The following is a 25,935-nucleotide window of genomic DNA, read 5'->3' on the forward strand; positions in this document are numbered from 1 at the left end:
GGCTTCCGGACGCCGGGCAGTTCGGGAGTGACGTTGCGTATCCTGGCCATCGATACGGCGCTCGACGCCTGCTCCGTCTGCATCGCGACGGACGCATCCGACGATCTGCTCGCCCATGAGTCGATGATCCTCGGGCGCGGCCATGCCGAAGCCCTGCTGCCCATGATCGAGCGCGTGGTCGCCCGCGTCGACGGTGGGTTCGAGGCCATCGACCGCGTCGCCGTCACCGTGGGGCCGGGCAGCTACACCGGCCTGCGCGTCGGGTTGTCGGCGGCCCGCGCCATCGGCCTCGCCGCCGCGATTCCCGTGGTCGGCGTCACCACGCTGTCGGCCCTCCTGGCCCCGCTGCTGGCACTCGGCGGCGCGGGCCTCATCGTCGCCGCCATCGATGCCCGCCACGGCGCCATCTACCTCCAGGCCATGAGCATGGCCGACGGGATCGTGGTGCCCCCGAGCCTGATGCCCCTTGAGGAGGCCGCCGCCCTTCTGGATGGCCAGGTGACCCTCGTCGGCTCCGGCGTCCCGGCCCTTGCCGCCCTGTTGAAGGCGCGCGGCCTCGACGTGCACCTCGCCGGCACCGGCGCATCCGACATCGCCTGGGTCGCCTCCCTCGGCATGCTGGCCGATCCGGCCCAGGCGCTGGCCCGGCCCCTCTACCTGCGCGGCCCCGATGCGCAGCCCCAGGATCACGCGAGGCTCGCCCGCCGATGACGCGACCGCTGGCCCCGTTCTGGCCCTTCGAACTCTGGTCCGCGTGGTGGGAAGGCTGGGGCGGCGCGCCCTACGTGGCGGTCTTGCGCGATTCGGGTCAGGCCCGCGTCCTCGCCCGCCTCCACGCCACCGCCTTCGCCCGCCCCTGGGACGCCCACGAATTCGAGCGCATGCTGTGCGAGCGCTCCACGGAAGCCCATGCCCTGTGGAAGGGCGGCGCCATCCAGGGGTTCGTGCTCTCGCGCCGCGTGGCGGACGAGGCCGAGATCCTCACGGTGGTCCTGTCCCCGAGCCTGCGGGGGAACGGCCTGAGTCGGCAGCTCGTCGCCGATCATCTCGCCCATCTCACCCTGTCGGGCGTGCGGCGGGTCCATCTCGAGGTCGACGAGGGCAACACGCCGGCCCTGAAGCTCTATGCCCGCCACGGCTTCCGGCAGGTCGGGGAGCGTACGGGCTACTACGCCCGTGCCGACGGCAGCCGGGCCACCGCCCTCACCATGACGGCCGAGCTGGCGTGAGGCACCGGGCGGCCGGATGACGCGCTTCGGGACGGTTCTGCGCCTTGTGCTGTGCGCCCTCGCCTTCGGGGCGATGGTCGGGCCGCATGCGCTCAGCCTCCGCTACGGGCGCGGGCGCTTGGCCGGACATCTGCCGACGCGGTTCCACCGCGTCTTCCTGCACCTGTTCGGCGTGCGCGTGACCCAGAGCGGTACCCCGCCGGCCCCCGGCGAGGCGGCCCTGGTGCTCGCCAACCATGTGTCCTGGCTCGACATCCTCGTCCTCGGGTCCCTGCGCCCCCTCTCCTTCGTGGCGAAATCCGAGATCGCCGGCTGGCCCGTCGTCGGCACCCTGGCGCGCCTCCAGCGCACGGTGTTCATCGACCGCACCCGGCGCACGGCGACGGCCGCCGTGAACGCCACCGTCGCCGACCGGCTGGCCGCCGGCGACCTCATCGTGCTGTTCGCGGAAGGCACCACGGGGGACGGCACCCGCCTGCTTCCGTTCCGCTCCTCCCTGGTGGGGGCCGCGCGCGCGGCCATCGACGGGTCGTCCGGCGGTCCCGAGCGCATCCGGCTTCAACCCCTGGCACTCACCTATCCGCGCCGCAATGGCCTGCCCCTGGTGCGCTCCGAGCGGCCGGGCGTGGCCTGGTATGGCGACATGGAGCTCGCCCCCCACCTCGCCGAGTTCTTCGAGAACGGCCCCATCGACGTGCACGTGGTCTGGGGCGCCCCCATCGCCTTCGAGGCCGGCACCGACCGCAAGCGCGCGACCGCGCTCGCGGAAGCCTCCGTCCGTGAGGCCCTGCAACGGGCCGTCACCGGCCGCTCGCCGAAGGGTGAAGTCTGGGACGGCGCCCATCAAAGGCCCGACGCGGCACCGGCCGAGACAGCCTCCGGAGTCCCCGCCCTGTGAGGCGATGGCGACGGGCCGGGGGTCGCGACGCGTCGCGCGAAGCGTGCTAAGGGCGTGAGCGAATGCGGGTCGGGACCGGACTGTTGAAGAAAGCCTTCGTCAAATCCTACGGCTGCCAGATGAACGCCTACGACGCCACCCGAATGGCGGACGTGCTCGGCGCCGAGGGCTACACCGCGACGGACACGGCGGAGGATGCCGACGTCGTCATCCTCAACACCTGCCACATCCGCGAGAAGGCCGCCGATAAGGTCTATTCGGAACTCGGGCGCCTGCGCGTCCTCAAAGCCGCACGCGCCGAGGCCGGCCAGGAGACCCGCATCGTCGTCGCGGGCTGCGTCGCCCAGGCGGAGGGCGCCGAGATCCTGTCCCGGGCGCCCACCGTCGACGTGGTGGTCGGCCCGCAGAACTATCACCGCCTGCCCGACCTCCTCGCCCGTTCGCGTACGAAGCGCGTCGTCGACACGGAATTTCCCGTCGAGAACAAGTTCGATCACCTGCCCACCCGCCGCACCCTCGGAGTCACGGCCTTCCTCACGGTGCAGGAGGGCTGCGACAAGTTCTGCGCCTTCTGCGTCGTGCCCTACACCCGGGGCGCGGAGGTCTCGCGCTCCGTCGCGGCGATCCGCGCCGAAGCGGAACGGCTGATCGCGGGCGGCGCCCGCGAGATCACCCTCATCGGCCAGAACGTGAACGCCTATCATGGCGTCGGCCTCGACGGCGGGGCCGCGACCCTGCCGGACCTCATGCGCACCATCGCGGCCCTACCGGGCCTCCTGCGTCTGCGCTACACCACCAGCCACCCCAACGACATGGCGCCCGACCTCGTGGCGGCGCATGGCGACATCCCCGCCCTGATGCCGTTCCTGCACCTGCCGGTGCAGTCGGGCTCCGACCGGGTGCTGAAGGCGATGAACCGCAAGCACACGGCGGACGCCTACCGCGCCCTCATCGCCGAGGTCCGCGCCGTCCGACCCGACATCGCCCTGTCGTCGGACTTCATCGTCGGCTTCCCCGGCGAGACCGAGGCCGAGTTCGCGGAGACGATGCGCCTCGTCGCCGAGATCGGCTTCGCCAGTGCCTACTCGTTCAAGTACAGCCCGCGCCCCGGGACCCCGGCGGCGGAGTGGGCCGATGCGGTGCCGGAGGATGTGAAATCGGCCCGCCTTCAGGCGCTCCAAGCGCTCCTCGACGAACAGCGGCACGCCTTCAACGCGTCGTTCGTCGGCGCGACCGTGGACGTGCTGGTCGAGAAGGCCGGGCGTCATCCCGGTCAGGTCGCCGGCAAGACGCCGCACCTCCTCCCCGTTCAGTTCGACGCGCCCACATCCACCATCGGAACCGTGGTGCCCGTGCGGATCGTCCGCGCCGGCTCCAACAGCCTGTTCGGTGAGGCCGTCGCCGACGCGGCAGCGGCGTGAGCAGACAGGGCCGGCCCGATCGGCCAACAAGCGAAGGGAACGTGCGTGTCAGCATCTGACGGGATCGGCCGGGTCAGCCCGTTGCGTGGACGCGGCCCGGCGGCGCGCTTGGGCGAGATCGGCGAAGCCGTGGAAGCCTCCCTGACCTTCGACGACAACCGCCTCGCCAGTCTGGTGTTCGGACAGTACGACCAGAATGTCGCCCATATTGAGCGGCGCCTCGCCGTCACGGCCACGGCGCTCGGCAACCACCTCGTCGTCAAGGGATCGCCCGAGGCGGCGGAGAAGGCCCGCAAGGTGTTCGAGCGCCTGTATGCCCGCGTGCGGGCGAGCGGCACCGCCCTGACGCTCGGCGATGTTGACGGCGCGATCCAGGAGACGACGCAGCAGGGGACCCTGTTCCCGGCGGCCGAGGTCAGCGCGGAGGCCGACCGGCCGGTCTTCGACCAGATCGCCACCCGCCGACGCGGGGCGGTGCGGGCCCGCAACACGGCGCAAGACGCCTACATCAAGCTCCTGCGCAGCCGCGAACTCGTCTTCGCCGAGGGGCCGGCCGGCACCGGCAAGACCTGGCTCGCCGTGGGCCACGCCGTCTCCCTGCTGGAGCAGGGCCATGTCGAGCGCATCGTCCTGTCCCGCCCCGCCGTCGAGGCCGGCGAGCGCCTCGGGTTCCTGCCCGGCGACATGCGCGAGAAGGTCGACCCCTATCTCCGACCGATCTACGACGCGCTCTACGACTTCATGGAAGCGCGCCATGTCGACCGCGGTCTGCAGACGGGCATCATCGAGATCGCACCGCTGGCCTTCATGCGTGGGCGCACCCTCACCAACGCCGTGGTGCTCCTCGACGAGGCGCAGAACACCACCTCCATGCAGATGAAGATGTTCTTGACCCGCCTCGGCGAGAACTCGCGGATGATCGTCACCGGCGATCCGAGCCAGATCGACCTGCCGCCGGGCCAGCGCTCGGGCCTCGTGGAAGCCGTCAACATCCTCGACGGGGTCGAAGGCATCGGCCGCGTCACCTTCCGCGACGTCGACGTGGTCCGCCACGACCTCGTGCGCCGCATCGTCACCGCCTACGAATCGGCCGCCCACGGCGAGCATGAGTCCGACCGCAACCCGACCCCGCGCCGCCGGCCGAACGCATGACCATTCCCCGGGAGATTCCTGCCCCCGAGATCGACGTCGCCGTCGAGGACGACCGCTGGGAAACGGTGGTTCCCGATCTCGAGGACTTCGTGATTCGCGCCGTTACGGCGGGGCTCGCCATCGCGCCGGATGCGCCGGCGGACGCCGTCGAGATCAGCATCCTGTTGACCACCGACGCGGCCGTGCAGGCCCTGAACAAGACGTGGCGGGGCAAGGACAAGCCCACCAACGTCCTGTCGTTTCCTGCGCCCCCGCAGCCCCACCATGTGGGAATGGCGCGGCCGTTGGGCGATGTCGTTCTTGCGTATGACACGATGCTGCGCGAGAGTGCCGAGCAGTCGAAGCCGCTCAGCCACCACCTCGCACACCTGCTTGTCCATGGCACCCTCCACCTCCTCGGTCAGGACCACGAGACGGGCGACGCGGATGCGGAGGCCATGGAGGCCCTCGAAATCGCGGCCCTCGGGACTCTGGGTGTGCCCGATCCCTACGCCGATTGAGCGGCAGCAGCGCCTGCCATTCCAGATCAGAGAGACATGACGAACGATCGAAGTCGCGGCGCGGCCCAGGCCGCGCCCAGCGCGAATGACGGTGAGGCTCACCCCCGGGAGCCCTGGTACGACCGTCTGCTGCACGTGTTCCACCTCCGGCCGCGCGATTCCTTGCGCGACGACATCGAGGACAGGCTGGCCGAGCCGGATTCGGGCGAGAACGCGTTCTCGCCCATCGAACGGGCCATGCTCAAGAACGTGCTCGGCCTGCACAAGGTGCGGGTCGACGATGTGATGATCCCGCGTGTCGACATCGTCGCCGTCTCCATGGACACGACTCTGGGCGAGTTGCTCAAGCTGTTCCGCGCGGACGGGCATTCGCGCCTGCCCGTCTATGGCGAGACCCTCGACGACCCGAAGGGCATGGTCCACATCCGCGACTTCGTCGATCATATCGCAGCCCGTGCCGAAGCGGGCGGGCGGCGTGGCGGCGCCACCCCCATTGAGCCGCAGAACGAGGCCCCGCCGACGCGGCCCCGGCGGGGCACGCAGGCCCTGCGCTCGCTCAACCTCGGCAACGTCGATCTCTCGGTCACTCTGGCGGCGGCGCGCATCCAGCGGCCGGTCCTGTTCGTGCCCCCGTCGATGCCGGCCATCGACCTCCTGGTACGGATGCAAGCGACGCGCACCCACATGGCCCTCGTCATCGACGAGTACGGCGGCACCGACGGGCTCATCTCCATCGAAGACCTCATCGAGATGGTGGTGGGCGACATCGAGGACGAGCATGACGTGTCGGAGGAGCGCCTCGTCCAACGCGTCGAGGGCGAGGGCGACGTATTCGTCGCCGATGCCCGCGCGGGCCTCGCCGAGGTGTCGGAAGCGAGCGGCGTCGACCTCGTGGCGGCGGTGGGCGAGATGGCCGAGGAGATCGACACCATCGGCGGCCTCATCGTGACGCTCGCCGGCCGTGTCCCCTCCCGCGGCGAGTTCATCGCCGGTCCGGGCGACCTTGCTTTCGAGGTTCTCGATGCCGATCCGCGCCGGGTGAAGCGCCTGCGCCTGCAGCGCGGCGACGCGCGGATCACGGCCGTGGTGCCCCTCGCCCTACCGCCGCCCGTCGCCAATTCGGGCTTCGAAGCGCCCGCTTCGTGACAGCGCCCGCGAGCGGCGCCCGATGAACCGGAGCCACGCCGACGCCATGCCGGCGCCGGGCCTCCTCACCGTCCTCGCCCAGTGGGTGATGCTGAGCGCGGGCTGGCGGAGGCTGGTGCTCGCCTACGGCGCCGGGGCCCTCGGCGCCCTGGCGATGCCGCCCTTCGGCGCCCTGCCGGCCCTCGTCGTCGCCCTTTGCGCCGCCGTCTGGCTCCTCGACGGGGCCACGACCGGCCGGGGCGAGTGGCGCACCCTGCGCACGGCCGGGCTGATCGGGTGGGCCTGGGGCTTCGGATACCTCACGGCGGGCCTGTGGTGGCTCGGCTCGGCCTTCCTCGTCGAGGCGGACGAGTTCGCCTGGGCCCTCCCCCTCGGGGTGATCGGCCTGCCGGCCGTGCTCGGCCTGTTCTATGGGGTCGGCTTCGCCCTCGCCCGCCTCATCTGGTCCCCAGGCGCGGGGCGGATCTTCGCCCTCGCCTTCGGTCTTTCCACCAGCGAATGGCTGCGCGGCCACCTCTTCACCGGGTTTCCCTGGAACACCCTCGGCATGGCGCTGGGCCAGAATCTCTGGCTCATGCAGACGGCCGCCGGCATCGGCCTCTACGGCCTCACCCTCCTGGCCGTCCTCGTCGCCGCCGCTCCCGCGACCCTGGCCACGGGGGGAACGGGTGCGGCGCGCCTGGGTCCATCCCTCGCCGCCGGCCTCGTCCTCGCCGCCACGGCCCTCTCCGGGGCCGCGCGCCTACCCGCCGGCCCCGACGCCACGGTGGCGGGCATCCGCCTGCGCCTCGTCCAACCAAATCTGAACCAGGACGCCAAGTTCCGCCCGGAGAACCGGGAGGACATCCTCGACCGTTACATCGAACTCAGTGACCGGGCCGCCGCCCCGGACCGGTCGGGGCTCGCCGACGTCACCCACGTGATCTGGCCGGAATCGGCTTTTCCGTTCCTGATCCAGCGCGACCCGGCCGCCCTCGCCCGCATCGCCGCCGCCCTGCCGCCGGGCAAGCAGCTCATCACGGGGGCGGCCCGCGCCGACACGGCGGCGGAGGGCGAACGTCCGCATTTCTTTAATTCGATCCTTACCCTCGCGGCCGGCCCGAAGCTCGGCGACGCCTACGACAAGGTTCACCTCGTCCCCTTCGGTGAATACCTGCCGGGCATCCTCGACGCGACCCTGCGCGCCCTCCATGTCCGACAGTTCGTCTCGATACCCGGCGGCTTCACCCCGGGGGACCGGGCGCGCCAGCGCATCCTCTCGGTGCCCGGTCTGCCGGCGATCGCCGCCACCATCTGCTATGAGGCGATCTTTCCTGGCGCCATCGTGCCGGAGACCAATCCGAACGAGCCCCCGCCGGTGCCGGGCCTGATCCTGAACCTCACCAACGATGCCTGGTTCGGCGACACGCCAGGGCCCCGTCAGCACTTCGCCCAGGCCCGCCTGCGCGCCGTCGAGGAGGGGCTGCCCCTGGTGCGAGACGCCAACACCGGCATCTCCGCCGTGGTGGATGCCCATGGCCGGATCACCGCGAGCCTTCCCCTGGGCGTGGAGGGGGTCCTCGATGCCGACCTGCCCGTGCGGCTGGAGCAGCGCACGGTCTATGCGCGCTTCGGCGACGCGCCGTTCTGGCTCCTCCTCGGCCTCACCCTCGCCTTGGCCGTCGCGGCGCGCCGTGGATCCGCATGACGCAGCCGTCCGGCGCCCTGCGCCCCCTCCTCGGCGTCGGCATCATGCTCGTCGCCTTCAACATGCGGCCGGCCCTGACCTCCGTCGGGCCGCTCCTCGAAACGATCCGGACGACGACGGGCCTCGGCACCGTGGGGGCGGCCTACCTCACCACCCTTCCGGTCCTGTGCATCGGCCTCGCCTGCATCCTCGGCCCCGTGGTGATCCGCCGCCTTGGCGCCGACCGGGGCATCCTCCTGGCGGTGGCTGTCGTGGCGCTGGGTTCGGGCTTGCGCGGCCTCGGCGGGTCGGGGCCCCTCTTCGTCGGGGCCTGCCTCGCCGCCCTCGGAATCGGCCTCTCCGGGGTTCTCCTGCCGGGCTTGGTCAAGCGCGACTTCCCGGCCAAGGTCGGCGTGATGACCGGGCTCTACACCATGGTCCTGTGCCTCGGTGCCGCCGCCGGCGCCGGCTTCAGCGTGCCCCTGGCGCAAGCCACGGGCGACTGGTCTACGGCCTTGGGCCTCTGGGGCCTGCCGGCCCTCGTCGCCACCCTTGCGTGGATCCCCTTCGCTCGGGGTCCCGATCCGGCCGAGGGGGCCTTGCGCCGCCGTTCCCTGTGGCGCGATCGCCTCGCCTGGCAGGTCACCGGCTTCATGGGCCTGCAATCGTCCCTCGCCTACATCCTGTTCGGCTGGCTGCCGGTGGTGCTGCAGAGCCGGGGACTCGATGCCTCCGAGGCCGGATACGTCACCTCCCTGTTGAGCATCGGTCAGGCGCCCTTCGCCCTCTTCGTGCCCTCCCTCGCCGCGCGGGTGAAGGACCAGCGCCTCCTGGCCGCCGGACTGCTCGGACTCGCCGCCAGCACGCTCTGCGGTCTCGTCTTCGGCCCTCTCAGTTTGGTCCTGCCCATCGGGATGCTTCTTGGGGCGAGCGTCGGGGGCTTGTTCGGCCTCGGCCTCACCCTCATCGTCCTGCGGGCGGGCGACACCGCCAGGGCGGGCGACCTCGCCGCCATGTCGCAGAGCGTCGGCTACACCCTTGCCTCGCTCGGCCCCCTCGGCTTCGGCCTCGCCCACGACCTCACCGGCGGCTGGTCTGCGTCCGTCGCCCTGTTCTGCGGAATCGCCGCCGCCGCCGGGCTGTGCAGTCTCGGCGCCGGACGCAACCGGACCGTGAGCCGTCGCTGACGGCTTCGTCGGGCTCTGCCAGACATCCGCCGACGGGATGATCCCTTCGGAACCCGAACACAAAAAACCCCGCAGGGCCCGGAGGCTCTGCGGGGTTTGGCGACGACGCGGCGCGCGCCTTACTCGGCGGCGACGCGGTGCGCCTGGCTGCCGTCCGTGTAGGTCTCGGCCTGCAGGCGCTTGCCCGGAGCCGCGCGACCCGGCAGCGGCGGCAGGGCCTTGGCCTTCTCCAGATCGATGCCGGCACCCTCGGCGACGCGACGACCGTAATCCTCGTCGGCGTGCCAGAAGTGCCAGACCATCCGCAGCTGGATCGCCTCGGGGCACTGCTTCATGTCGCCGACGAGGTTGGCGATGAGGTCGTCGCGCTCCCAGTCCTGGAACGAGCGGTAGCGCACGCCGGCCTGGGTGTAGTCGTCTTCGGTGCGTGAGGTCTGGTAGCGGCCGAGCTTGCCTTCCACCGGCTGATGGTACTCACGGGCGGGCTTGGGGGCCTCGCGCAGGCCCTCGGCCAGGGTCGAGGGCTCGTAGTTGATGTGACGGTTCGGGCCGGTGCCGTCGACGCCGTAGGTCATCTGGCCGTCGCGCTGGTTGGAATAGACCTTCACGCCGGGCTGCGGTGCGTTGATCGGCAGCTGGAGGTAGTTGGCACCGACGCGGTAGCGCTGCGTATCCGAGTAGGACAGCGTCCGCCCCTGGAGCATCTTGTCGTCCGAGAAGTCGATGCCATCCACGAGCACGCCCGTGCCGAAGGCCGACTGCTCGACTTCCGCGAAGAAGTTGTCCGGCACCCGGTCGAGGACCATGCGGCCCACGGGCAGGAGCGGGAAGTCTTCGACGGGCCACAGCTTGGTGTCGTCGAGGGGATCGAACGACAGGTGGTCGTTCGGGCCATCCGGCATGATCTGCACGCAGAATTCCCACTCGGGGAAATTGCCGGCTTTGATGTTGTCGTAGAGGTCGCGGGTCGCGTGGCCGACATCCTTGGCCTGGATCTCCGACGCCTGGGCCGAGGTCAGGTTGCGGACGCCCTGCTTGGGCTCCCAGTGGAACTTGCACAGGACCGCTTCGCCCTGGTCGTTGACAAGCTTGTAGGTGTTGACGCCGGAGCCTTCCATCTCGCGATAGTTGGCCGGGATGCCCCACGGCGACTTCAGGTGCGTGACCATGTGGATCGCTTCGGGGTGCTGGGCCACGAAGTCGAAGAAGCGCCATGCCTCCTGGCGGTTCGTCACCGGGTCCGGCTTGAACGCGTGGATCATGTCGGGGAACTTGATCGCGTCGCGGATGAAGAAAACCTTGAGGTTGTTGCCCACGAGGTCCCAGTTGCCATCGACGGTCTTGAACTTCACCGCGAAGCCGCGCGGATCGCGCTCGGTCTCGGGGCTCTCCTTGGCGCCGGCCACGGTGGAGAAGCGCACGAACATCGGCGTCTTCACGCCGGTCTCGTTGAGCACGCGGGCGCGGGTGTACTTCGAAGCCGGCTCGTTGCCGATCTTCCCATAGGCCTCGAAATAGCCGTGCGCGCCGGCGCCGCGGGCATGGACCACGCGCTCGGGAATCCGCTCACGGTCGAAATGCGTGATCTTTTCGATGAACTGGTAGTTCTCGAGGGTGGCCGGGCCACGCTCGCCCACCGTGCGGGTGCTCTGGTTGTCGCGGACCGGATGGCCCTGGCGAGTGGTGAGAATCGGACGTTGATCGCTCATGGGCGCTCCTTGAAGAAAGGCGGTCAGGCCGAAGAGGCGGCGCGCGCACATCAGCCCGCGCAACGCATCGACCCTGGAATGGTTCTGAGACAGGCTTATGAACTGCCCGCGATCGTTTGGCCAATGCATCGTGGCAAAGGTTCTGATAGATACAGCCTATGAACGTTTCCGGCCTATCCCTGCGCGACCTCGAATATGTCGTCGCCGTCGCGGAGGAGATGCATTTCGGCCGGGCGGCCGAGCGCTGCAACGTGAGCCAGCCTACCCTCAGCGTGCAGGTGCGCAAGCTCGAGGAGGCGTTGGGGATCGTCCTGTTCGAGCGGAGCAACCGACGGGTGATGCTCACACCCGCCGGGCAGGGCATCGTGCGGCAGGCCCGCACGGTGCTGGCCGAGGCGCAGCGCCTCCTCGTGCTCGCGAGCGAGGGGCGCGGGGCCCCGCTCACCGGCCGCCTCGTCCTCGCGGCGATCCAGACCCTCGGGCCGTATCTGTTTCCCCTGATCCTGCGCAGCCTGCGCCAAGAATTCCCGCTCCTCGCCCTGGCGCTCAGCGAAGCGCGCACGGCCGAAATCCTGGACGGATTGCGCGACGGGCGCATCGACGCCGCCCTGCTCTCGCTCCCGATTTCCTCGTCCGGGCTGGCGGTCTCGCCGCTGTTCATCGAGCCGTTCCACCTCGCCTGCCCGGCCGACCACGCCCTGGCGCGGGGCGGGGCGCTGCGGGCCCGCGACATCGCAGGCCCGGATCTCCTCCTCCTCGACGAGGGCAATTGCCTGCGCGACCAGACCGTGGCGGCCTGCGGCGCCGGGAGTGCCGCCGGTCGCCATGCCACCAGCCTGGAGACCCTGCGTTCCATGGTGGCGGCGGGCGCCGGCTACACCCTCCTGCCGGCGCTCGCCGTGCCGGCCGCCCCAGATCCCAGCGGGCTGACCGTGACGCGGGGGTTCGATGTCGATGGGCCCGGCCGCACCGTGGCCCTGGCCTGGCGCGCCAGCGACCCGCGCGGGGCCGGCCTGTCGCATCTGGCCGCCTTCTTCCGCGCCCACGCGCCGGCCGGCACCACGGCCTGCCGTGCCGACGACGCCCCGGGTACCATGCGAGGCCGCCGTGACAGCGTCGCCGATCCGGTGTAGCGCGCAGGCCTCGTACTCTCCGCGCTTCCCGGCTCTGCCACTTGCCCCATCTACGGTCCCTCGGCCTCTGGGCGGCCCTCGTCGCGGCCTCGGGCACCCTCGCCTACGGCCTCAGCCTCGGGCATTTCCCGGCGGCCCTCCTGCTCGGACCGATGCTCGCCGCCATCGCGTTCGGTGTCGGCGGTGCCGGCCTCGCCGTGCCGAGATCCGGATTCATGGCCGCCCAGGCGATGATCGGCTGCCTCGTGGCGAAGGCCGTGACGGCCGAAATCGTCAGCACCATCACGGAGGACGGCTGGCTCATCCTTGCCGTCGTCCTCGTCACCGTGCTCGCCGGCTCCGTGGTCGGCTGGGCCTTGACCCGCCTGCGCATCCTGCCCGGTACCACCGCCGCCTGGGGGTCTTCGCCCGGCGGGGCCGCCGCCATGGTGGCGATGTCGGAGGAGTACGGGGCCGATCCGCGCCTCGTGGCCTTCATGCAATATGTCCGCGTCGTCGCCGTGGTGCTGTCCGCCTCCGTGGTGGCACGCCTTCTCACCGACGTGTCGGCGCCGCCCGCCCCCGCACCGGACTCCGCTCCTCCCCTCGCGGTGGCGGCGACCCTCGCCGTCGCGGCGGCGGGCTTCGGCATCGCCCATCTCCTGCGGCTGCCGGCCGCCGCCCTCATCGGCCCGATGCTTCTCGGCGCCCTGCTGCATGCCCTGGGCCTCGTCAGCATGGCCCTGCCGATGCCGCTCCTCGACCTCGCCTACGCGATCATCGGCTGGTATGTCGGCCTGCGCTTTCGCCGGGAGACCCTGCGGGAGACGGTGGTGGCCCTGCCGGGCATCGTGGTCGCGACGGTGGCGGTCATCGCCCTCTGCGCCGTCTGGGCCTTCGGCCTCACCCACCTCCTACCCATCGATTTCCTTACGGCCTACCTCGCCACGAGTCCCGGCGGCCTCGATTCCGTGGCGATCATCGCGGTGGGCTCGAAGGCGGACGTCTCGTTCGTCCTGGCGGTACAGACCCTGCGGCTGTTTGTTGTGCTGCTCACCGGCCCGCTCCTGGCCAAATGGATCACCCGCGCGGCCCCGGCGCGGAACTGACCGTGCGCGCCCTCTACCTCGCCTTCCTCAATTCCTGGCGCGGCCTCGTGCACGGCGCGCGCACCGAACGCGCCGTTCGCCTCGAACTGGTTCTCCTCATCCTCGGCCTGCCCCTGGGGCTGCTGCTCGGAACGTCGCTGTGGGTGCGCGTCGCCCTGCTGGCGAGCCTGCTCCTCATGCTCGCGGCCGAGTTCCTGAACACCGCCATCGAGAAATTGTGCGACCATCTACATCCGGGCCATCATCCGAAGATCGGCATCGTCAAGGATCTGGCCTCGGCCGGGACGTTCTCGGCGCAGGGGATCGCGGCGCTCATCTGGATCACCGCCCTGATCGAGCGTATCGGCTGACGCGGACGCGGGGCGTACGCGTGGCCGTCGATTGGCCCGTCACCGCCCGCTCGGGCGGGGGGGGCCGAGATGGCAAAGCAGTTCTTCACGATCGGCGATCGGCATCGGGATTTCATCGCGGCGCAGAAGATCTTTTTCACCGGGTCCTGTGCCGCGGGGGCGCGGGTCAACATCTCGCCGCGCTCCACCGAGCATCTTCATCTCCTCGGCCCGAACGCGGTCGCGTATCTCGATCTCACCGGCAGCGGCAGCGAAACGGCGGCCCACGTGAAGGCCGAGGGCGCCCTGACCCTCATGCTGTGCGCCTTCGACGGTCCGCCCTCGATTCTTCGCCTGTACGGCCAGGGCCGCATCGCATTCCGGGGGACGCCCGACTATCGGGACTTCCTCGATCGCTTCTACGGCGGCGCGGAGCCGGCCGGGGCGCGCCAGATCGTGTTCCTCGCCGTCGACCTCGTGCAGACGAGCTGCGGCTATGCCGTGCCGCTCTTCGACCATGTCGGCGAGCGCCCCATCCTCGATCGGTGGGCGAAAGCCAAGGGCGAGGAGGGCCTGCGCGCCTACCGGGCCGAGAAGAACGCAGTCAGCCTCGACGGCCTGCCGACGGGGTTTCGCGAACCCTGATCGCAAGCCTGCGAGATTCGGCCTCCCTCGCTTCTTGTCCGGCAACGGCCTATGTGCGGACCACTATGTCCCGCATCGCGGCATCGCCGGAGCCCGTGTCTCCTTGACCGACTACATCCGCAAGATTCTCACCGCCCGCGTCTACGACGTTGCCGTCGAGAGCCCCCTCGATCCGATGCCGCGCATGTCCGCGCGCCTCGGGCGGCCGATCCTGCTGAAGCGGGAGGATCTCCAGCCGGTGTTCTCGTTCAAGCTGCGCGGCGCCTACAACAAGATGTCGGGCCTGTCGGCGGAGGTCCTGGCGCGGGGTGTGGTCTGTGCCTCGGCGGGAAACCACGCCCAGGGCGTGGCGCTGGCCGCCGCGCGCCTGAATGTGCGCGCCGTCATCGTGATGCCCCGCACCACCCCGGCCATCAAGGTCGATGCCTGTCGCGCCCGCGGGGCAGAAGTGATCCTGTTCGGCGACACCTTCGACGAGGCCCTCGGCCATGCACGGGAGCTGGAGGCGCGCGAGGGCCTGACCTTTCTCCACCCGTTCGACGACCCCGACGTCATCGCGGGCCAGGGCACCATCGGCATGGAGATCCTGACCCAGCATTCGGGACCCATCGAGGCGATCTTCGTGCCCATCGGGGGCGGCGGCTTGGCCGCCGGGATCGCGACCTTCGTGAAATACCTGCGACCCGAGACCAAGGTGATCGGCGTCGAGCCGGACGACGCCGCCTGCATGGCGGCGGCCCTGGCGGCGGACGAACGCGTCACCCTCGCCACCGTCGGCCTGTTCGCCGACGGCGTCGCCGTGCGTCAGGCCGGCGAGGAGACCTTCCGGCTCTGCCGCGAGCACCTCGACGGCGTCATCACCGTGGACACCGACGCCATGTGCGCGGCGGTCAAGGATATCTTCGACGACACCCGCGCCATCTCGGAGCCCTCCGGTGCCCTGGCGCTTGCCGGCGCCAAGGCCTACGCGGCCAGGGAAGGCGGGGGCACCGGCACCCTGGTGGCGATCTCCAGCGGCGCCAACCTGAACTTCGACCGCCTGCGCCACATCGCCGAGCGCGCCGAGATCGGCGAGGAGCGCGAGGTTCTCCTCGCGGTAACCATCCCCGAGCGGCCGGGCGCCTACCGCGCCTTCATCCGGACGCTCGGTCCCCGCGCCATCACCGAGTTCAATTACCGGGCGGCGGGCGGCGCGGATGCGCAGATCTTCGTGGGCATCAACCTGCCCGGTGGCGCGGCGAGCAAACGGGCGCTCATCGCCGAACTCGCCGCGGCGGGCTACCGCGCCCTCGACATGAGCGACAATGAGATGGCCAAGGTCCATATCCGCTACATGGTCGGCGGCCGGGCGACGGGGCTCGCCGACGAGCGCCTCTACCGCTTCCAGTTCCCGGAACGGCCGGGCGCCCTGATGAAGTTCCTCGACGGCCTCGGCGAGGGCTTCGACATCACCCTGTTCCATTACCGCAACCACGGGGCCGATTACGGACGGGTGCTCGCCGGGATCGGCGTTCCACCGGCCGAGCGCGAGCGCTTCGACCACGCAATCGAAGCCCTGGGTTACCCGTGCTTCGACGAGACGGACAACCCCGCCTACCGCATGTTCCTCGACGATCGGTCACGCGAGGCGAGACTCTGAGCGTTTCGCCTTCGGGGTTCGGCTCGAGCGATCTCCGCCCCTATCGGTGGATCGCCATCGCGACGCAATCGGCCCGTCTTGAGAAGCGACGGGCCGGCCCGCATCCCGGACGAACATCGCACTCCATCGACACCACCTTGGGTTGATCAAGGTTATACACAGAACTTTCCGATAAACCTGAACTGACCACAAGATTTGCGTAAATCGAGCCGATCCGACCTGGGATATGTGCCCCGACCGCGCGCGATAAGTATTTCTTATAAACTGCCAAGCATGTTCGCCGGACCCTCCAGCGGTGTGCCTTCATGTTCGCGTTCTCCAGCCTCAAAGTTCGTCTCCCGGCCATCACGATCGGGCTGGCGCTTGTCAGTGCCACCGCTCTCGGCGGGTTGAGCTGGTCCTTTGCCAAGTCCGGTCTCGTTGAGGCGGCCCAGGACCGGCTGCAACTCGCGGTGACGGGACGCAAGATCGGCATCGAACTCGTCGCCGAGCGGGCCGTCGGCGATCTCGTGACGACGGCTGCCAACCCACAGGTCGCCGGAAACTTCGGAGATCTCGTCGAGGCCCTCGACCCGGCCAAGGCCGATTTCGCCGCCATCGTCCAGGCCTACACGGCGGCGGCCAAGCCGGAGGATCGTCTGACGGCGGAGGCGGCCGGCACCATGTACGGTCGTCGCCACACCAAGGTGCAGGAGGTCGGGCGCAAGGTCATCGAGCGGCCAGGTTACGCCGACCTCATGTTCGTCTCCGAGGACGGGCGCATCGTCTATACCACCACGAAGGGCACGGACTTCTCACACGCCCTGTCCGAGCCCGACTTCGCCGGGACGGGGCTCGCCCGTCTGGTGGAGCGCCTGAAGGCGGCGGATGCGGATGCGACCCTGTACGAGGACTTCTCCGCCTATCCGGCCGGAACGGAGCCGTCGGCGTTCTTCGGTCGCGCGATCACGCGGCGGGCCAACGTCGCCATGGGCACCGGTCAGGCCGCCTCCCGCGTCGGCTTCGTGGTGATGCGCGTGACGCCGCTCCTCTTCGACCGGACCCTGACCGATCGCGGCGGCCTCGGCGACACCGGGCAGTTAGTGGCCGTGGGCGCTGATGGGCGCCTGCGCAGCGATCCGCCCCTGCTGAACACGGTGAAGGCCGGAGCAGAGGCAACGGAGATCGGCCTCACCCCGGCTCTCCTCAGCGATCGCAAGCCCTTTACCTACGCCGGTGTCACCGGAAGCCGCATGGCGGCCACCGACAAGGTCTCGCTCATGGGCGCATCCTGGACCCTCGTGGCAGCGCAGTCCGAGGACGAGATCTTGCGTGGGGTGAGCACCCTGACCCGCGCCCTTACTCTCGTGTCCTTCGGTATTCTCATCGCCACGTCGATCTTCGGCCTCCTGTTCGCCCGGGGCATCGTCCGTCCCCTCACGGCCCTCACCCGCGCCCTCGACGCTCTCGCCCGTCGCGAACCGCTCACCGAAGTCCCGGGCGCCAAGCGCACCGACGAGATCGGCGAGATCGCGCGGGCCGTCGTGACCATCCGCGACATCTCCCTCGAAGACGCGGCGCGGCAGCTCCAGACGACGGAAGCGGCGCGGATGCGCGAGGAGACCGACCGGCGCGCCCTGCTGGCGAACCTCGCCGACGGCTTCGAGCGCTCCGTGGGCCGCATCGTCGACACGGTCTCGCAGGCCGCCTCCGGCCTCAACACCGCCTCAGATCGGATGATCACCGCCGTGGCCGGAACCGCCCAACGCTCCGGGTTCGTCACCACCACGGCCCACGAGACGTCCGAGAACGTCAATGCCGTCGCGGCGGCGGCCGAGGAGCTCGGTGCAACGGTGGGCGAGATCGGCCGTCAGGTCGAGCAAGCCGCCGACGTGTCCCGCACCGCCGTCGAGGAAGCGGATCGGACCGGCGAGACCATGCGCCGCCTCTCCGCGGCCGCCGCGCGCATCGGCGATGTCGTCGGGATGGTGTCGCAGATCGCCGGACAGACGAATCTGCTGGCGCTGAACGCCACCATCGAGGCGGCACGGGCCGGGGAGGCCGGTCGCGGCTTCGCCGTCGTCGCCGCCGAGGTGAAGAGTCTCGCCGAGCAGACGACCCGCGCGACAGCCGAGATCGGTCAGCAGGTGGAGGCGATCCAGGCTGCGACCAGCGACGCCGCCGGTGCGATCCAGGGCATCGCCACCCGTATCCAGAACATGAGCCAGGTCACCGGCAGCATCGCGGCGGCCGTCGAGGAGCAGGGCGTGACCACCCAGGAGATCGTTCGCAACATGGGCCAGGCCTCGTCCGGGACGGTGGCGATGACACAGGATATCGCCGCGGTGGCCGAGGCGGCGGAAGAGGCCGGCGTGTCCGCCGGGCAGGTTCAGCAGGCGGCCGCCGATCTGGCGCGCCAGTCCGAAACCCTGCGGGCCGAGGTGGACCAGTTCCTCGCGACCGTCCGCGCCGCGTAAACCTCGGCGCGCAGCCGGGTTGACCGGCCACCGGCTCGCAAGCTCGATCCGCCTGCTCGTCGGAGCAGGCGGATTTTTGCTGCGCCTGGACACCACGGGGCGCCGTGGTGGAGCCGCACTCAGCTCAGGCGTTCCTCGAGATGGGCTGCGACCCGCAACGCATTGGCCACGATGGTGAGCGTCGGATTCACGGCGCCGATGGAGGGAAAGAAGCTCGCGTCGGTGACGTAGAGGTTGTCGATCTCGTGGGTCCTGCAGTTGAGATCGAGGACGGAGGACCGAGGGTCGGTGCCGAAGCGCAGGGTGCCGGCTTGATGAGCGGTGCCGCTCAGCGGAATGTTCTTTCCCAGGTAGAGCGAGCGCTCGAACAGGTAGGTGTAGGCACCCGCCGGTCGCAGCAACCCTTCCAGGGTATCGCGCAAGCGATCATGGGCCGCGCGGTTGTTCTCCTCGACGTCGAGGATCACGCGCCCGTCACGGTCGAGGCTCACCCGGTTGTCCGGGTGCGGCAGATCCTCGCTCTGCAGCCAGAAATCCATGGAATGCCGCGCCACCATCGCGAAAGGCGCCTCGGGTAGGAAACCCGTCCAGGATGGGAACTCCTCGCCCCGGATCTGGTCCGGATGGGTCTTGGCGCACATCTGGATCAGGCCCATCGGATACTCCCAGGCCTTCGATTCGAAGTAGAAGTCCGACACCGCGAGGGTCTTCTGGAAGACCGTATCGTTGGGCTCCTTCGACAGGGCCATCAGCACCGACATGTTGTGACGCATGTAGTTGCGTCCGACCTGATCCGAGCCGTTGGCGAGGCCGTTTGGATGCGCGTCGCAGGCCGAGCGTAGGAAGAGCAGGGCCGAGGACAGGGCGCCGCAGGCCACCACAACGATGTCGGCGCTGTAACGCTCCTCCTCGCCTTCGCGAGTGACGTGGACGGATTTCACCCGGCGGCCCGAGGCGTCCGTCTCCAGGCGCGACACGTAGGCGTTGACCAGGAGGGTGACGTTGTCGTGGGCGGCGAGCGTCGGATCGACGGTCATCACCTGCGCGTCGGCCTTGCCGTTGAGGAGGCAGGGGAACCCATCGAAGGCGTCGCAGCGGATGCAGGTGCTGGTCGGCGTCGGGCGTCCATTCCGCTCTGTGAGCTTGATGCCGAGCGGCAGGTGGAACGGATGCAGTCCCTCCTTCGCCCAGTCGTCCGAGAGCTGCTGGATGCGCGGCTCGTGGGAGACGCCCGGATGGTCGTAGGGCGCGCTGGCCCAGGGCTCGTTGGGGTCCTCGCCCCGGTTGCCGTGGACGGCGAACAGCCGTTCGGCCTCCGTGTAGTACGGCTCGAACGCGTCGTAGCCCAGCGGCCAGGCGGGCGAGATGCCGTCGATGTGGCGCACGGCCTCGAAGTCGCGCTCGCGCATCCGCAGGAGCGCGGCGCCATACACCTTCGAGTTTCCGCCGACATAGTAGTGCAGGGCCGGGCTGAAGGCGCGGCCGTCGCCCCCGTACCAGGTCTCCTTGGCCTGATAGGCGCCGTCGACGAACACGGTCTTGGCATCCCAGTTCGCCTGCGAGCGCGGGAGGTAATCGCCGCGCTCTAGGAGGAGGATGCGCTTGCCGGTGCGGGCGAGGCGGGAGACGAGGGAACCACCGCCGGGACCGCTCCCGATGACGATGACGTCGTAACGATCCTGGGACATGGGGGCCTTGCCGAACGGTCGGGGTCTGGGCGTTCGACACGGCCAACGTGAAGCGGTCCCGCCCGTTCCGCGCTGCACTGCACATCGGGGGCTTGGGCATCGCAACCGCGCGGAGCGCGCGGCGTTAGAGACCGACGGCGCACCCGCGTCCTATCAATCGGAAGATTCCCGATGACCCACGCCCTCGCGCACGCGTTGCACGTTCGCCCCGGGGACCGGCATTGACCTGGCTCGATCTCGTGGCGGTGCCGCTGATCGCCAAGATCTGTCTCGTCTGCATGTTTCCCTTGAGCGCCTACGACAAGGTCGTCCACTGGGACGAGGCTATGACCCAGGCGGCGTCCGGGCCCCTGCCCTTTCCGGGCCTACTTCTGGTGCTCGGCATCCTCGTCGAATCAATCACGCCCGTGATGATCGTGACAGGCTGGGCCGACCGCGCCGGCGCGTTCCTGCTGGCCGGCTTTTGCGCCGTGACGGCCGTGATGTTTCACCGCTTCTGGGAGTTTCCGGACTTCTGGCGCCGCGAGGCCGAGGGCCGGGCGCATTTCTGGGACTTCTTCAAGAATTTCGGTCTCGTCGGCGGCCTGCTCCTCGTCGTGATCGGAGGCAGCTACACTCCGGCCTCGGATGTCGCCCGCCATCCCCTGGCGAGCGGTCCCCAGGCCGCGGAAATCCACCCCTGATCGTGAGGAGCCCGCCCATGTCCGAGACCAAACCGGCGATGCCCTATTGGCATGTCTACACCGATGCGGAGGGCGCGAGCCGCCAGGAGCGATTCAGCCTGTCCAACTTCCAGTTCCAAGGGGTCGGCCCCGACGTGGCGCCGCAATGGAACGACAAGCAGGATCCGGAGAAGGCGGGCGTCACTTTCACGGTGCTGCCCGTGGGCTGGGTCGGCGACTGGCACGAGAATCCGAAGCCGCAATGGATCGCCGTGCTCTCCGGCCGCTGGTTCGTAGAGACCATGGACGGGCATCGGGTGGAGATGGGGCCGGGGGAACTCATGTTCGGCGAGGATCAGAACACGCGCGAGCGCGACGGTCGCAAGGGCCACCTCTCCGGCACCGTGGGCGACGAGCCCTGCACCATGATGGTGGTCGGACTCGACGTGACGCCGACGGTGAACCAGCCGGGTCGCTTCACCTGAACCTCGCCTCGCCGGAAAGAGGGTTCGCCATGGACGGTTTCGAGATTCACGATCCGCGCTTTGCCGCCTTCATCCTACCCAACGCGCCCCTGGAGACCCTGGCGGAGGGTTTTCGCTGGTGCGAGGGGCCGGTCTGGTTCGGCGACCGGGACGAATTGCTGTTCAGCGATCTGCCGAACGACCGGGTCATGCGCTGGAGCGAGCACGGGGGCCTCAGCGTCTTTCGCACGCCCGCGAACTTCGAGAACGGTCACGCCCGCGACCGCGAGGGGCGGCTCCTGTCGTGTTCGCATCGCGGGCGCTGCATCACCCGGACCGAACTCGACGGCACGATCACGGTCCTGGCCGACCGCTACGAGGGCCGGCGCCTGAACTCGCCCAACGACCTCGTCTGCAAGTCGGACGGGACGATCTGGTTCACCGATCCGCCCTACGGCATCCAGACCGACTACGAGGGCGGCAAGCAGGTCTCGGAGCTGCCGGCGCGGGTGTACCGCCTCGATCCCGGCACCGGCCACCTCACCGTCGTGGCGGACGATTTCGAGGGACCGAACGGCCTGTGCTTCTCGCCCGACGAAAGCCGCCTCTACATCGCCGAGAGCGGGCTGCAATTCGCGGCCGAGCCGACCCGGCACCTGCGGGTCTTCGTCGTCGGCAGTGGCGGGGCCTTGAGCGGCGGCCGGGTGTTCCACACGGTCGAGCCCGGCTTCTCCGACGGCTTTCGCTGCGACGTGGACGGAAACCTGTGGTCGAGCGCTGGCGACGGCGTCCACTGCATCGATCCGTCGGGCAAGCTGCTGGGAAAGATCCTCACGCCCGGCACCGTGGCCAATCTCGCCTTCGGCGGGCGCGAGCGATCACGCCTGTTCCTCTGCGTCGGCCAGCGCCTCATGGCGATCTACGTCAATCAGCGTGGAGCCCGGCTGCTTTGACACCTCGGGTCACCGGCCTCGTCGCCCTCAGCCGCACGGTCGCGGACCTCGCCCGGACGGAAGCGTTCTACCGCGACGGCCTCGATTTCCGCCGCCTCGGCCCCATCGAGCGCATCCCCGCCACCCTGCTCGAGGCCCTGGACCTGCCCGATGCGAGCGGGGGACGCCTGCGGATGGGCCTCGGTGCCCAGGCCATCGAGTTTCTGGCCTTCGATGCACCCGGCCAGCGTTATCCCGTCGGCGCCCGTGCCGACGATCCGTGGTTCCAGCACGCCGCCATCGTGGTGTCCGACATGGACCGCGCCTTCGCGCAGCTCCAGCGGCTCGCGCCGATGCCGATCTCGGACGAAATCCCGCAGACGCTCCCGGCTTCGTCGGGCGGCGTCACCGCCTGGAAGTTCCGCGATCCCGACGGGCACCCCCTCGAACTGCTCGCCTTCCCCGATGGCGAGACCGGGTCGCCTTGGGCGCGAGCGCCCGGATTGTTTGCCGGGATCGACCACTCCGCCATTATCGTCGCGGATGTCGAGGCCGAGATCGGGTTCTTCCGCGACGGGCTCGGCCTCGAACTCGGAGCACGGGGACTGAATGCCGGCCCCGAGCAGGCCGCCCTCGATGGTCTTCCCGATCCGGTGGTGGACGTGATTGCCCTCGCGCCCGCGCAGGTAAAGACGCCCCATGTGGAATTGCTGCATTACCGGACGCCGCAGGCGCGGGGTCCGCTCCCGGCTCAGTCCGCCCGGAACCGATCGACGACCCGGTTCTGCTTCGCCGTTGACGATCTCCCCGCCCTCGTCACCCACCTGACGGCGGCGTGGCCCGCGCACCGCATCACCCTATCCCGCGACGGCCGCATGGCTGGACTGACGGGTCCGAGCGGACACGGCATTCTCCTGACGGCGACAGAAGACGGCAACGGCCGGTGGCTCCGGGCGACATGAATCCAGCGCAGGGCTCGGCCTTGACGCGTCCCGCCTCGCGCGTCCAATGCCCGGATACGGAGTGGCCCGACGATCCCCTCGACGAGCGCCGGGCCTGCCAGGGTCCGAGGCGCCGAGGGCTTCCTGAAGGGCGCTCGGACCGGGACGCCTTGCCGATGCCGCCGCTCTTCGCCCTGCCGTTTCCCGCCATCGATCCGGTGGCCCTGGCCATCGGGCCGATCACCATCAAATGGTACGCCCTCGCCTACATCGCCGGGCTCCTCGGCGCCTGGTTCTATGCGCGCCGTCTGGTGGCTGCCGACCGGTTCTGGGGCGCGAACCGGCGGCCGAGCCTGAACGACATCGACGACCTCATCGTCTGGGTGGCTTTGGGCGTCGTCCTTGGCGGCCGCCTCGGCTACGTGCTGTTCTACAATCTGCCACTCTACCTGAACGATCCCCTCGAGATCCTCGCCATCCGCAACGGCGGCATGTCGTTCCATGGCGGCTTTCTCGGCGCCGTTCTGGCGATGACATTGTTCGCGCGCTCGCGAAAACTCCCGCCCTTCAGCCTGTTCGATCTCGCCGCCGTCACGGTTCCCATCGGACTGTTCTTCGGCCGCATCGCCAACTTCGTGAACGGGGAATTGTGGGGCCGCATCGCTCCGGATTTCGACTACGCCGTGGTGTTTCCATCCGGCGGCCCCCTGCCCCGCCACCCGAGCCAGCTTTACGAGGCGGCCACCGAAGGGGCACTCCTCTTCGTGGTCATGGCCATCGCCGTGCGCCTGTTCGGCTTCCGCCGGCCCGGCCTACTGAGCGGCATCTTCGTCCTCGGCTACGCTCTCGCCCGGATCGTCTGCGAATTCTTCCGCGAGCCCGACCGCCAGCTCGGCTACCTGTTCGGCACCGAAGGCTGGCCGCTGGGCGGGATCACCATGGGGATGCTGCTCTGCGTTCCCATGGCGCTCGTCGGAATCGCCACCATCCTACTCGCCCTGCGCGGCGTCACCGCGCCGCGCGAGGTCGTGCCGGCCCGGGTCGATGCCGCGTGAGCACGCCCCTCCTCGGCATCCTGCGCGAAGAGATCCTGGCCACGGGGCCGATGCCGCTGGCCCGCTACATGGATCTCTGCCTCGGGCACCCGGTCCACGGCTATTACCGGACGCGCGATCCCCTTGGGGTCGCCGGCGACTTCATCACCGCGCCGGAGATCTCGCAGATGTTCGGCGAACTCGTCGGCATCTGGATCGCGGCGGTCTGGGGCGGCATGGGTGCGCCAGCCGAAATCTCCCTCGTTGAACTCGGCCCCGGACGTGGCACCCTCATGGCCGACGCTCTGCGGGCGCTGGCGCGCGCCGCCCCGAGCCTCGTCCCTCGCCTCCACCTCGTCGAGACCAGCCCAGTGCTGCGGGCGGCGCAGGCCGAACGGCTCGCCGGCGTCAGCCCGACATGGCACGACGGCGTGGCGAGCCTGCCGCCGGGGCCGGCCCTCGTGGTCGCCAACGAATTCTTCGACGCCCTGCCGGTGCGCCAGTTCCAGCGCGGGGAGCGCGGCTGGCACGAGCGCTGCGTCGGCCTGTCACCCGATGGCGAACGCCTCGCCTTCGGCCTCGCGGCCGATCCCGATCCTCACCTCACCACGCAAGCCCCCCTCGGGGTGACCCTGACCCTGCCGGGCGCCGCCCTCGACACGGTCCGCATTCTCGCCCGCCGGCTCGTGCGGGACGGTGGCGCGCTGCTCGCCGTCGATTATGGCCATGCCCGGCCGGGCTTCGGCGATTCGCTCCAGGCCGTGGCGGGGCATCGCTTCGTCGATCCCCTGACGGCGCCTGGCGCGGCCGACCTCACCACCCATGTGGATTTCACCGCCCTCGCGCGTGCCGCCACCAGTGAGGGCGCACGGGCACACGGTCCCGTCGACCAGCGCGATTTCCTCGAGGCCCTCGGCCTGCGCCAGCGCGCCGAACGCCTCAGTGCCGGGGCCACCCCGCAGCAGGCGGTGCGAATCGCCGCCGCCGTGTCGCGCCTCACCGACCCGGCCCGGCGCGGGATGGGAAGTCTATTCAAGGCGATGGTGGTGAGCGATCCTGCCTTGCCGGATCTGCCAGGATTCCCGGCAGCGGGCCACTAATGCGCGCGGCGGGCAAGCCATACGGTACCGAGGCCGAGGGCCAGGGCACCCAATGGGAACAGAAGCAGCGTCAGGGTATGAACGTCCATCACCGCAACTCCCGCAGAAGACTTCTCGCGACCCAATGTAGGGTTCCACTGACGCATAAGCAAAGCAGGGAGATACCGGGCGTCAGCCAAGGGCGGTCGGGAACGGGTTGCACGGCGGCCCGTTGGGTGAAGAGTGGGGCCAAACCTCCGACCGCGAGAACGGCGATGGCGACGCCATTCACATAGGTCGCGGTCAACTTCGCACTCTCGTTCGCCACGAGTTTGACACGGGCATCGTCGATCTCACTCATCCGGCCCTCACCCATCGTCCCCGCATAATCCGCAGCATAGCAGTCGCGGGCAAGGCGATCTCATCTCGCATGCGTGGTGTCATTCCATGGCCATGAAAACCTGGGCAAAGGGAAACCTGGGCGACGGAAAACTTGACTCGCCACCATTCCCGGCCTAACCGACCGGCACCATTCAAGACGATTCCATCGTCAGCACGAACGCCGACCGGTCCTGCGAGACCGGAGGTCAACGCCCGACAGCGCGCTGCGCCCTCGGGCGAGCTTCGCGTTGGGGAGAGGGCGTCGCGACACCGCCCGTTCGAAAGCCGCATGCCCAACGCCACGCCCGACACGTCGAAGACGCCACTGCGCATCGCGGATGCGGTCAACGACGTCTGTCCCTGGTCGGGCAAGCCCATCGCGGCGGATTCCCTGACCCTCTACAACGGCGCCGTCGTCGGCTTCTGCAATCCGGAGTGCCGGGACAAGTTCGCCCGCGCGGTTCGCAGCTTCGAGAACGCCCTCCAGGCGCGCCGGGCCGAGAGCGCGGGCATCAACCAGTGATGCGCGTGACCGTGACGATCCTGGTCCAGGGAG

General features: G+C 69.7%; 24 protein-coding genes. 22 read left to right on the forward strand and 2 right to left on the reverse strand.

What is annotated here, in order from left to right:
• Positions 1-33: 33 nt before the first annotated feature.
• The 9 genes from tsaB (at position 34) to MFF01_RS03255 (ending at position 9,199) form a co-directional block, all read left to right on the forward strand.
• Entirely contained in the window at positions 34-711 is a 678-nt protein-coding gene (tsaB, locus tag MFF01_RS03215) for a tRNA (adenosine(37)-N6)-threonylcarbamoyltransferase complex dimerization subunit type 1 TsaB (protein ID WP_238221923.1), read from the forward strand.
• Complete coding sequence (locus MFF01_RS03220; protein ID WP_238221925.1) at positions 708-1,229, forward strand: GNAT family N-acetyltransferase; 522 nt, start codon at positions 708-710, stop codon at positions 1,227-1,229. The genes tsaB and MFF01_RS03220 overlap by 4 nt, the downstream gene beginning before the upstream one ends.
• A 16-nt stretch (positions 1,230-1,245) precedes the next feature.
• Positions 1,246-2,127 (forward strand): lysophospholipid acyltransferase family protein, encoded by an 882-nt coding sequence (locus tag MFF01_RS03225; RefSeq protein WP_238221927.1) that lies wholly within the window; start codon positions 1,246-1,248, stop codon positions 2,125-2,127.
• Between the two features lie 83 nt (positions 2,128-2,210).
• Entirely contained in the window at positions 2,211-3,548 is a 1,338-nt protein-coding gene (gene miaB, locus MFF01_RS03230) for a tRNA (N6-isopentenyl adenosine(37)-C2)-methylthiotransferase MiaB (protein ID WP_238221929.1), read from the forward strand.
• Between the two features lie 81 nt (positions 3,549-3,629).
• On the forward strand, positions 3,630-4,700 hold the full coding sequence (locus MFF01_RS03235) for a PhoH family protein (protein ID WP_238222136.1): 1,071 nt from the start codon (positions 3,630-3,632) through the stop codon (positions 4,698-4,700).
• A complete protein-coding gene (gene ybeY / locus MFF01_RS03240; protein ID WP_238221932.1) occupies positions 4,697-5,200 on the forward strand; it encodes an rRNA maturation RNase YbeY in 504 nt (167 codons plus the stop codon). Before MFF01_RS03235 ends, ybeY begins: the two co-directional genes overlap by 4 nt.
• Before the next feature lie 36 nt (positions 5,201-5,236).
• Positions 5,237-6,346, forward strand: a complete 1,110-nt coding sequence (locus tag MFF01_RS03245) for a hemolysin family protein (protein WP_238221934.1) — start codon at positions 5,237-5,239, stop codon at positions 6,344-6,346.
• A 22-nt stretch (positions 6,347-6,368) separates the two neighbouring features.
• Complete coding sequence (gene lnt / locus MFF01_RS03250) at positions 6,369-8,033, forward strand: apolipoprotein N-acyltransferase (protein WP_373319613.1); 1,665 nt, start codon at positions 6,369-6,371, stop codon at positions 8,031-8,033.
• Positions 8,030-9,199, forward strand: coding sequence for a CynX/NimT family MFS transporter (locus MFF01_RS03255; RefSeq protein ID WP_238221936.1), 1,170 nt, complete (start codon positions 8,030-8,032; stop codon positions 9,197-9,199). Before lnt ends, MFF01_RS03255 begins: the two co-directional genes overlap by 4 nt.
• Before the next feature lie 119 nt (positions 9,200-9,318).
• Here the strand turns inward: MFF01_RS03255 and MFF01_RS03260 are convergent, their stop codons facing one another.
• A complete protein-coding gene (locus MFF01_RS03260; protein ID WP_238221939.1) occupies positions 9,319-10,908 on the reverse strand; it encodes a catalase in 1,590 nt (529 codons plus the stop codon).
• Positions 10,909-11,066: 158 nt separating this feature from the next.
• Here MFF01_RS03260 and MFF01_RS03265 point away from each other — a divergent pair, with 158 nt between their 5' ends.
• The 6 genes from MFF01_RS03265 to MFF01_RS03290 all read left to right on the forward strand — a co-directional run bounded on the left by MFF01_RS03265 (position 11,067) and on the right by MFF01_RS03290 (position 18,198).
• Entirely contained in the window at positions 11,067-12,041 is a 975-nt protein-coding gene (locus tag MFF01_RS03265) for a LysR substrate-binding domain-containing protein (protein WP_238221941.1), read from the forward strand.
• A gap of 41 nt (positions 12,042-12,082) precedes the next feature.
• Positions 12,083-13,129, forward strand: a complete 1,047-nt coding sequence (locus MFF01_RS03270; protein ID WP_238221943.1) for an AbrB family transcriptional regulator — start codon at positions 12,083-12,085, stop codon at positions 13,127-13,129.
• 2 nt (positions 13,130-13,131) lie between these two features.
• A complete protein-coding gene (locus MFF01_RS03275; protein WP_238221945.1) occupies positions 13,132-13,479 on the forward strand; it encodes a diacylglycerol kinase in 348 nt (115 codons plus the stop codon).
• Between the two features lie 69 nt (positions 13,480-13,548).
• Positions 13,549-14,103, forward strand: coding sequence for a pyridoxamine 5'-phosphate oxidase family protein (locus MFF01_RS03280; RefSeq protein WP_238221947.1), 555 nt, complete (start codon positions 13,549-13,551; stop codon positions 14,101-14,103).
• Between the two features lie 34 nt (positions 14,104-14,137).
• Positions 14,138-15,742: a threonine ammonia-lyase, biosynthetic gene (ilvA, locus tag MFF01_RS03285; protein ID WP_283207151.1), complete on the forward strand. Its 1,605-nt coding sequence runs from the start codon at positions 14,138-14,140 to the stop codon at positions 15,740-15,742.
• 305 nt (positions 15,743-16,047) lie between these two features.
• Positions 16,048-18,198: a methyl-accepting chemotaxis protein gene (locus MFF01_RS03290; RefSeq protein ID WP_238221952.1), complete on the forward strand. Its 2,151-nt coding sequence runs from the start codon at positions 16,048-16,050 to the stop codon at positions 18,196-18,198.
• A gap of 119 nt (positions 18,199-18,317) precedes the next feature.
• Here the strand turns inward: MFF01_RS03290 and MFF01_RS03295 are convergent, their stop codons facing one another.
• The gene (locus MFF01_RS03295) at positions 18,318-19,886 is read right to left on the reverse strand and encodes a GMC oxidoreductase (protein WP_238221953.1); all 1,569 of its coding nucleotides are present in this window, start codon (positions 19,884-19,886) and stop codon (positions 18,318-18,320) included.
• A 221-nt stretch (positions 19,887-20,107) separates the two neighbouring features.
• Here MFF01_RS03295 and MFF01_RS03300 point away from each other — a divergent pair, with 221 nt between their 5' ends.
• The 7 genes from MFF01_RS03300 (at position 20,108) to MFF01_RS03330 (ending at position 25,902) form a co-directional block, all read left to right on the forward strand.
• A complete protein-coding gene (locus MFF01_RS03300) occupies positions 20,108-20,569 on the forward strand; it encodes a DoxX family protein (RefSeq protein WP_238221954.1) in 462 nt (153 codons plus the stop codon).
• Between the two features lie 17 nt (positions 20,570-20,586).
• Positions 20,587-21,033 (forward strand): cupin domain-containing protein, encoded by a 447-nt coding sequence (locus MFF01_RS03305; protein ID WP_238221955.1) that lies wholly within the window; start codon positions 20,587-20,589, stop codon positions 21,031-21,033.
• Positions 21,034-21,062: 29 nt separating this feature from the next.
• Positions 21,063-21,965 (forward strand): SMP-30/gluconolactonase/LRE family protein, encoded by a 903-nt coding sequence (locus MFF01_RS03310; protein ID WP_238221956.1) that lies wholly within the window; start codon positions 21,063-21,065, stop codon positions 21,963-21,965.
• Positions 21,962-22,906: a VOC family protein gene (locus MFF01_RS03315; RefSeq protein ID WP_238221957.1), complete on the forward strand. Its 945-nt coding sequence runs from the start codon at positions 21,962-21,964 to the stop codon at positions 22,904-22,906. Before MFF01_RS03310 ends, MFF01_RS03315 begins: the two co-directional genes overlap by 4 nt.
• Positions 22,907-23,061: 155 nt before the next feature.
• A complete protein-coding gene (lgt, locus tag MFF01_RS03320; protein WP_238221958.1) occupies positions 23,062-23,940 on the forward strand; it encodes a prolipoprotein diacylglyceryl transferase in 879 nt (292 codons plus the stop codon).
• A 50-nt stretch (positions 23,941-23,990) separates the two neighbouring features.
• Positions 23,991-25,019: a class I SAM-dependent methyltransferase gene (locus MFF01_RS03325; RefSeq protein ID WP_238222146.1), complete on the forward strand. Its 1,029-nt coding sequence runs from the start codon at positions 23,991-23,993 to the stop codon at positions 25,017-25,019.
• A 649-nt stretch (positions 25,020-25,668) separates the two neighbouring features.
• Positions 25,669-25,902 carry an eL24 family ribosomal protein gene (locus MFF01_RS03330; protein WP_238221959.1) on the forward strand — a complete coding sequence of 78 codons (234 nt, stop codon included), beginning with the start codon at positions 25,669-25,671 and terminating at the stop codon, positions 25,900-25,902.
• Positions 25,903-25,935 lie beyond the last annotated feature (33 nt).

Source organism: Methylobacterium adhaesivum, assembly GCF_022179065.1.
Lineage (GTDB): Bacteria > Pseudomonadota > Alphaproteobacteria > Rhizobiales > Beijerinckiaceae > Methylobacterium > Methylobacterium adhaesivum.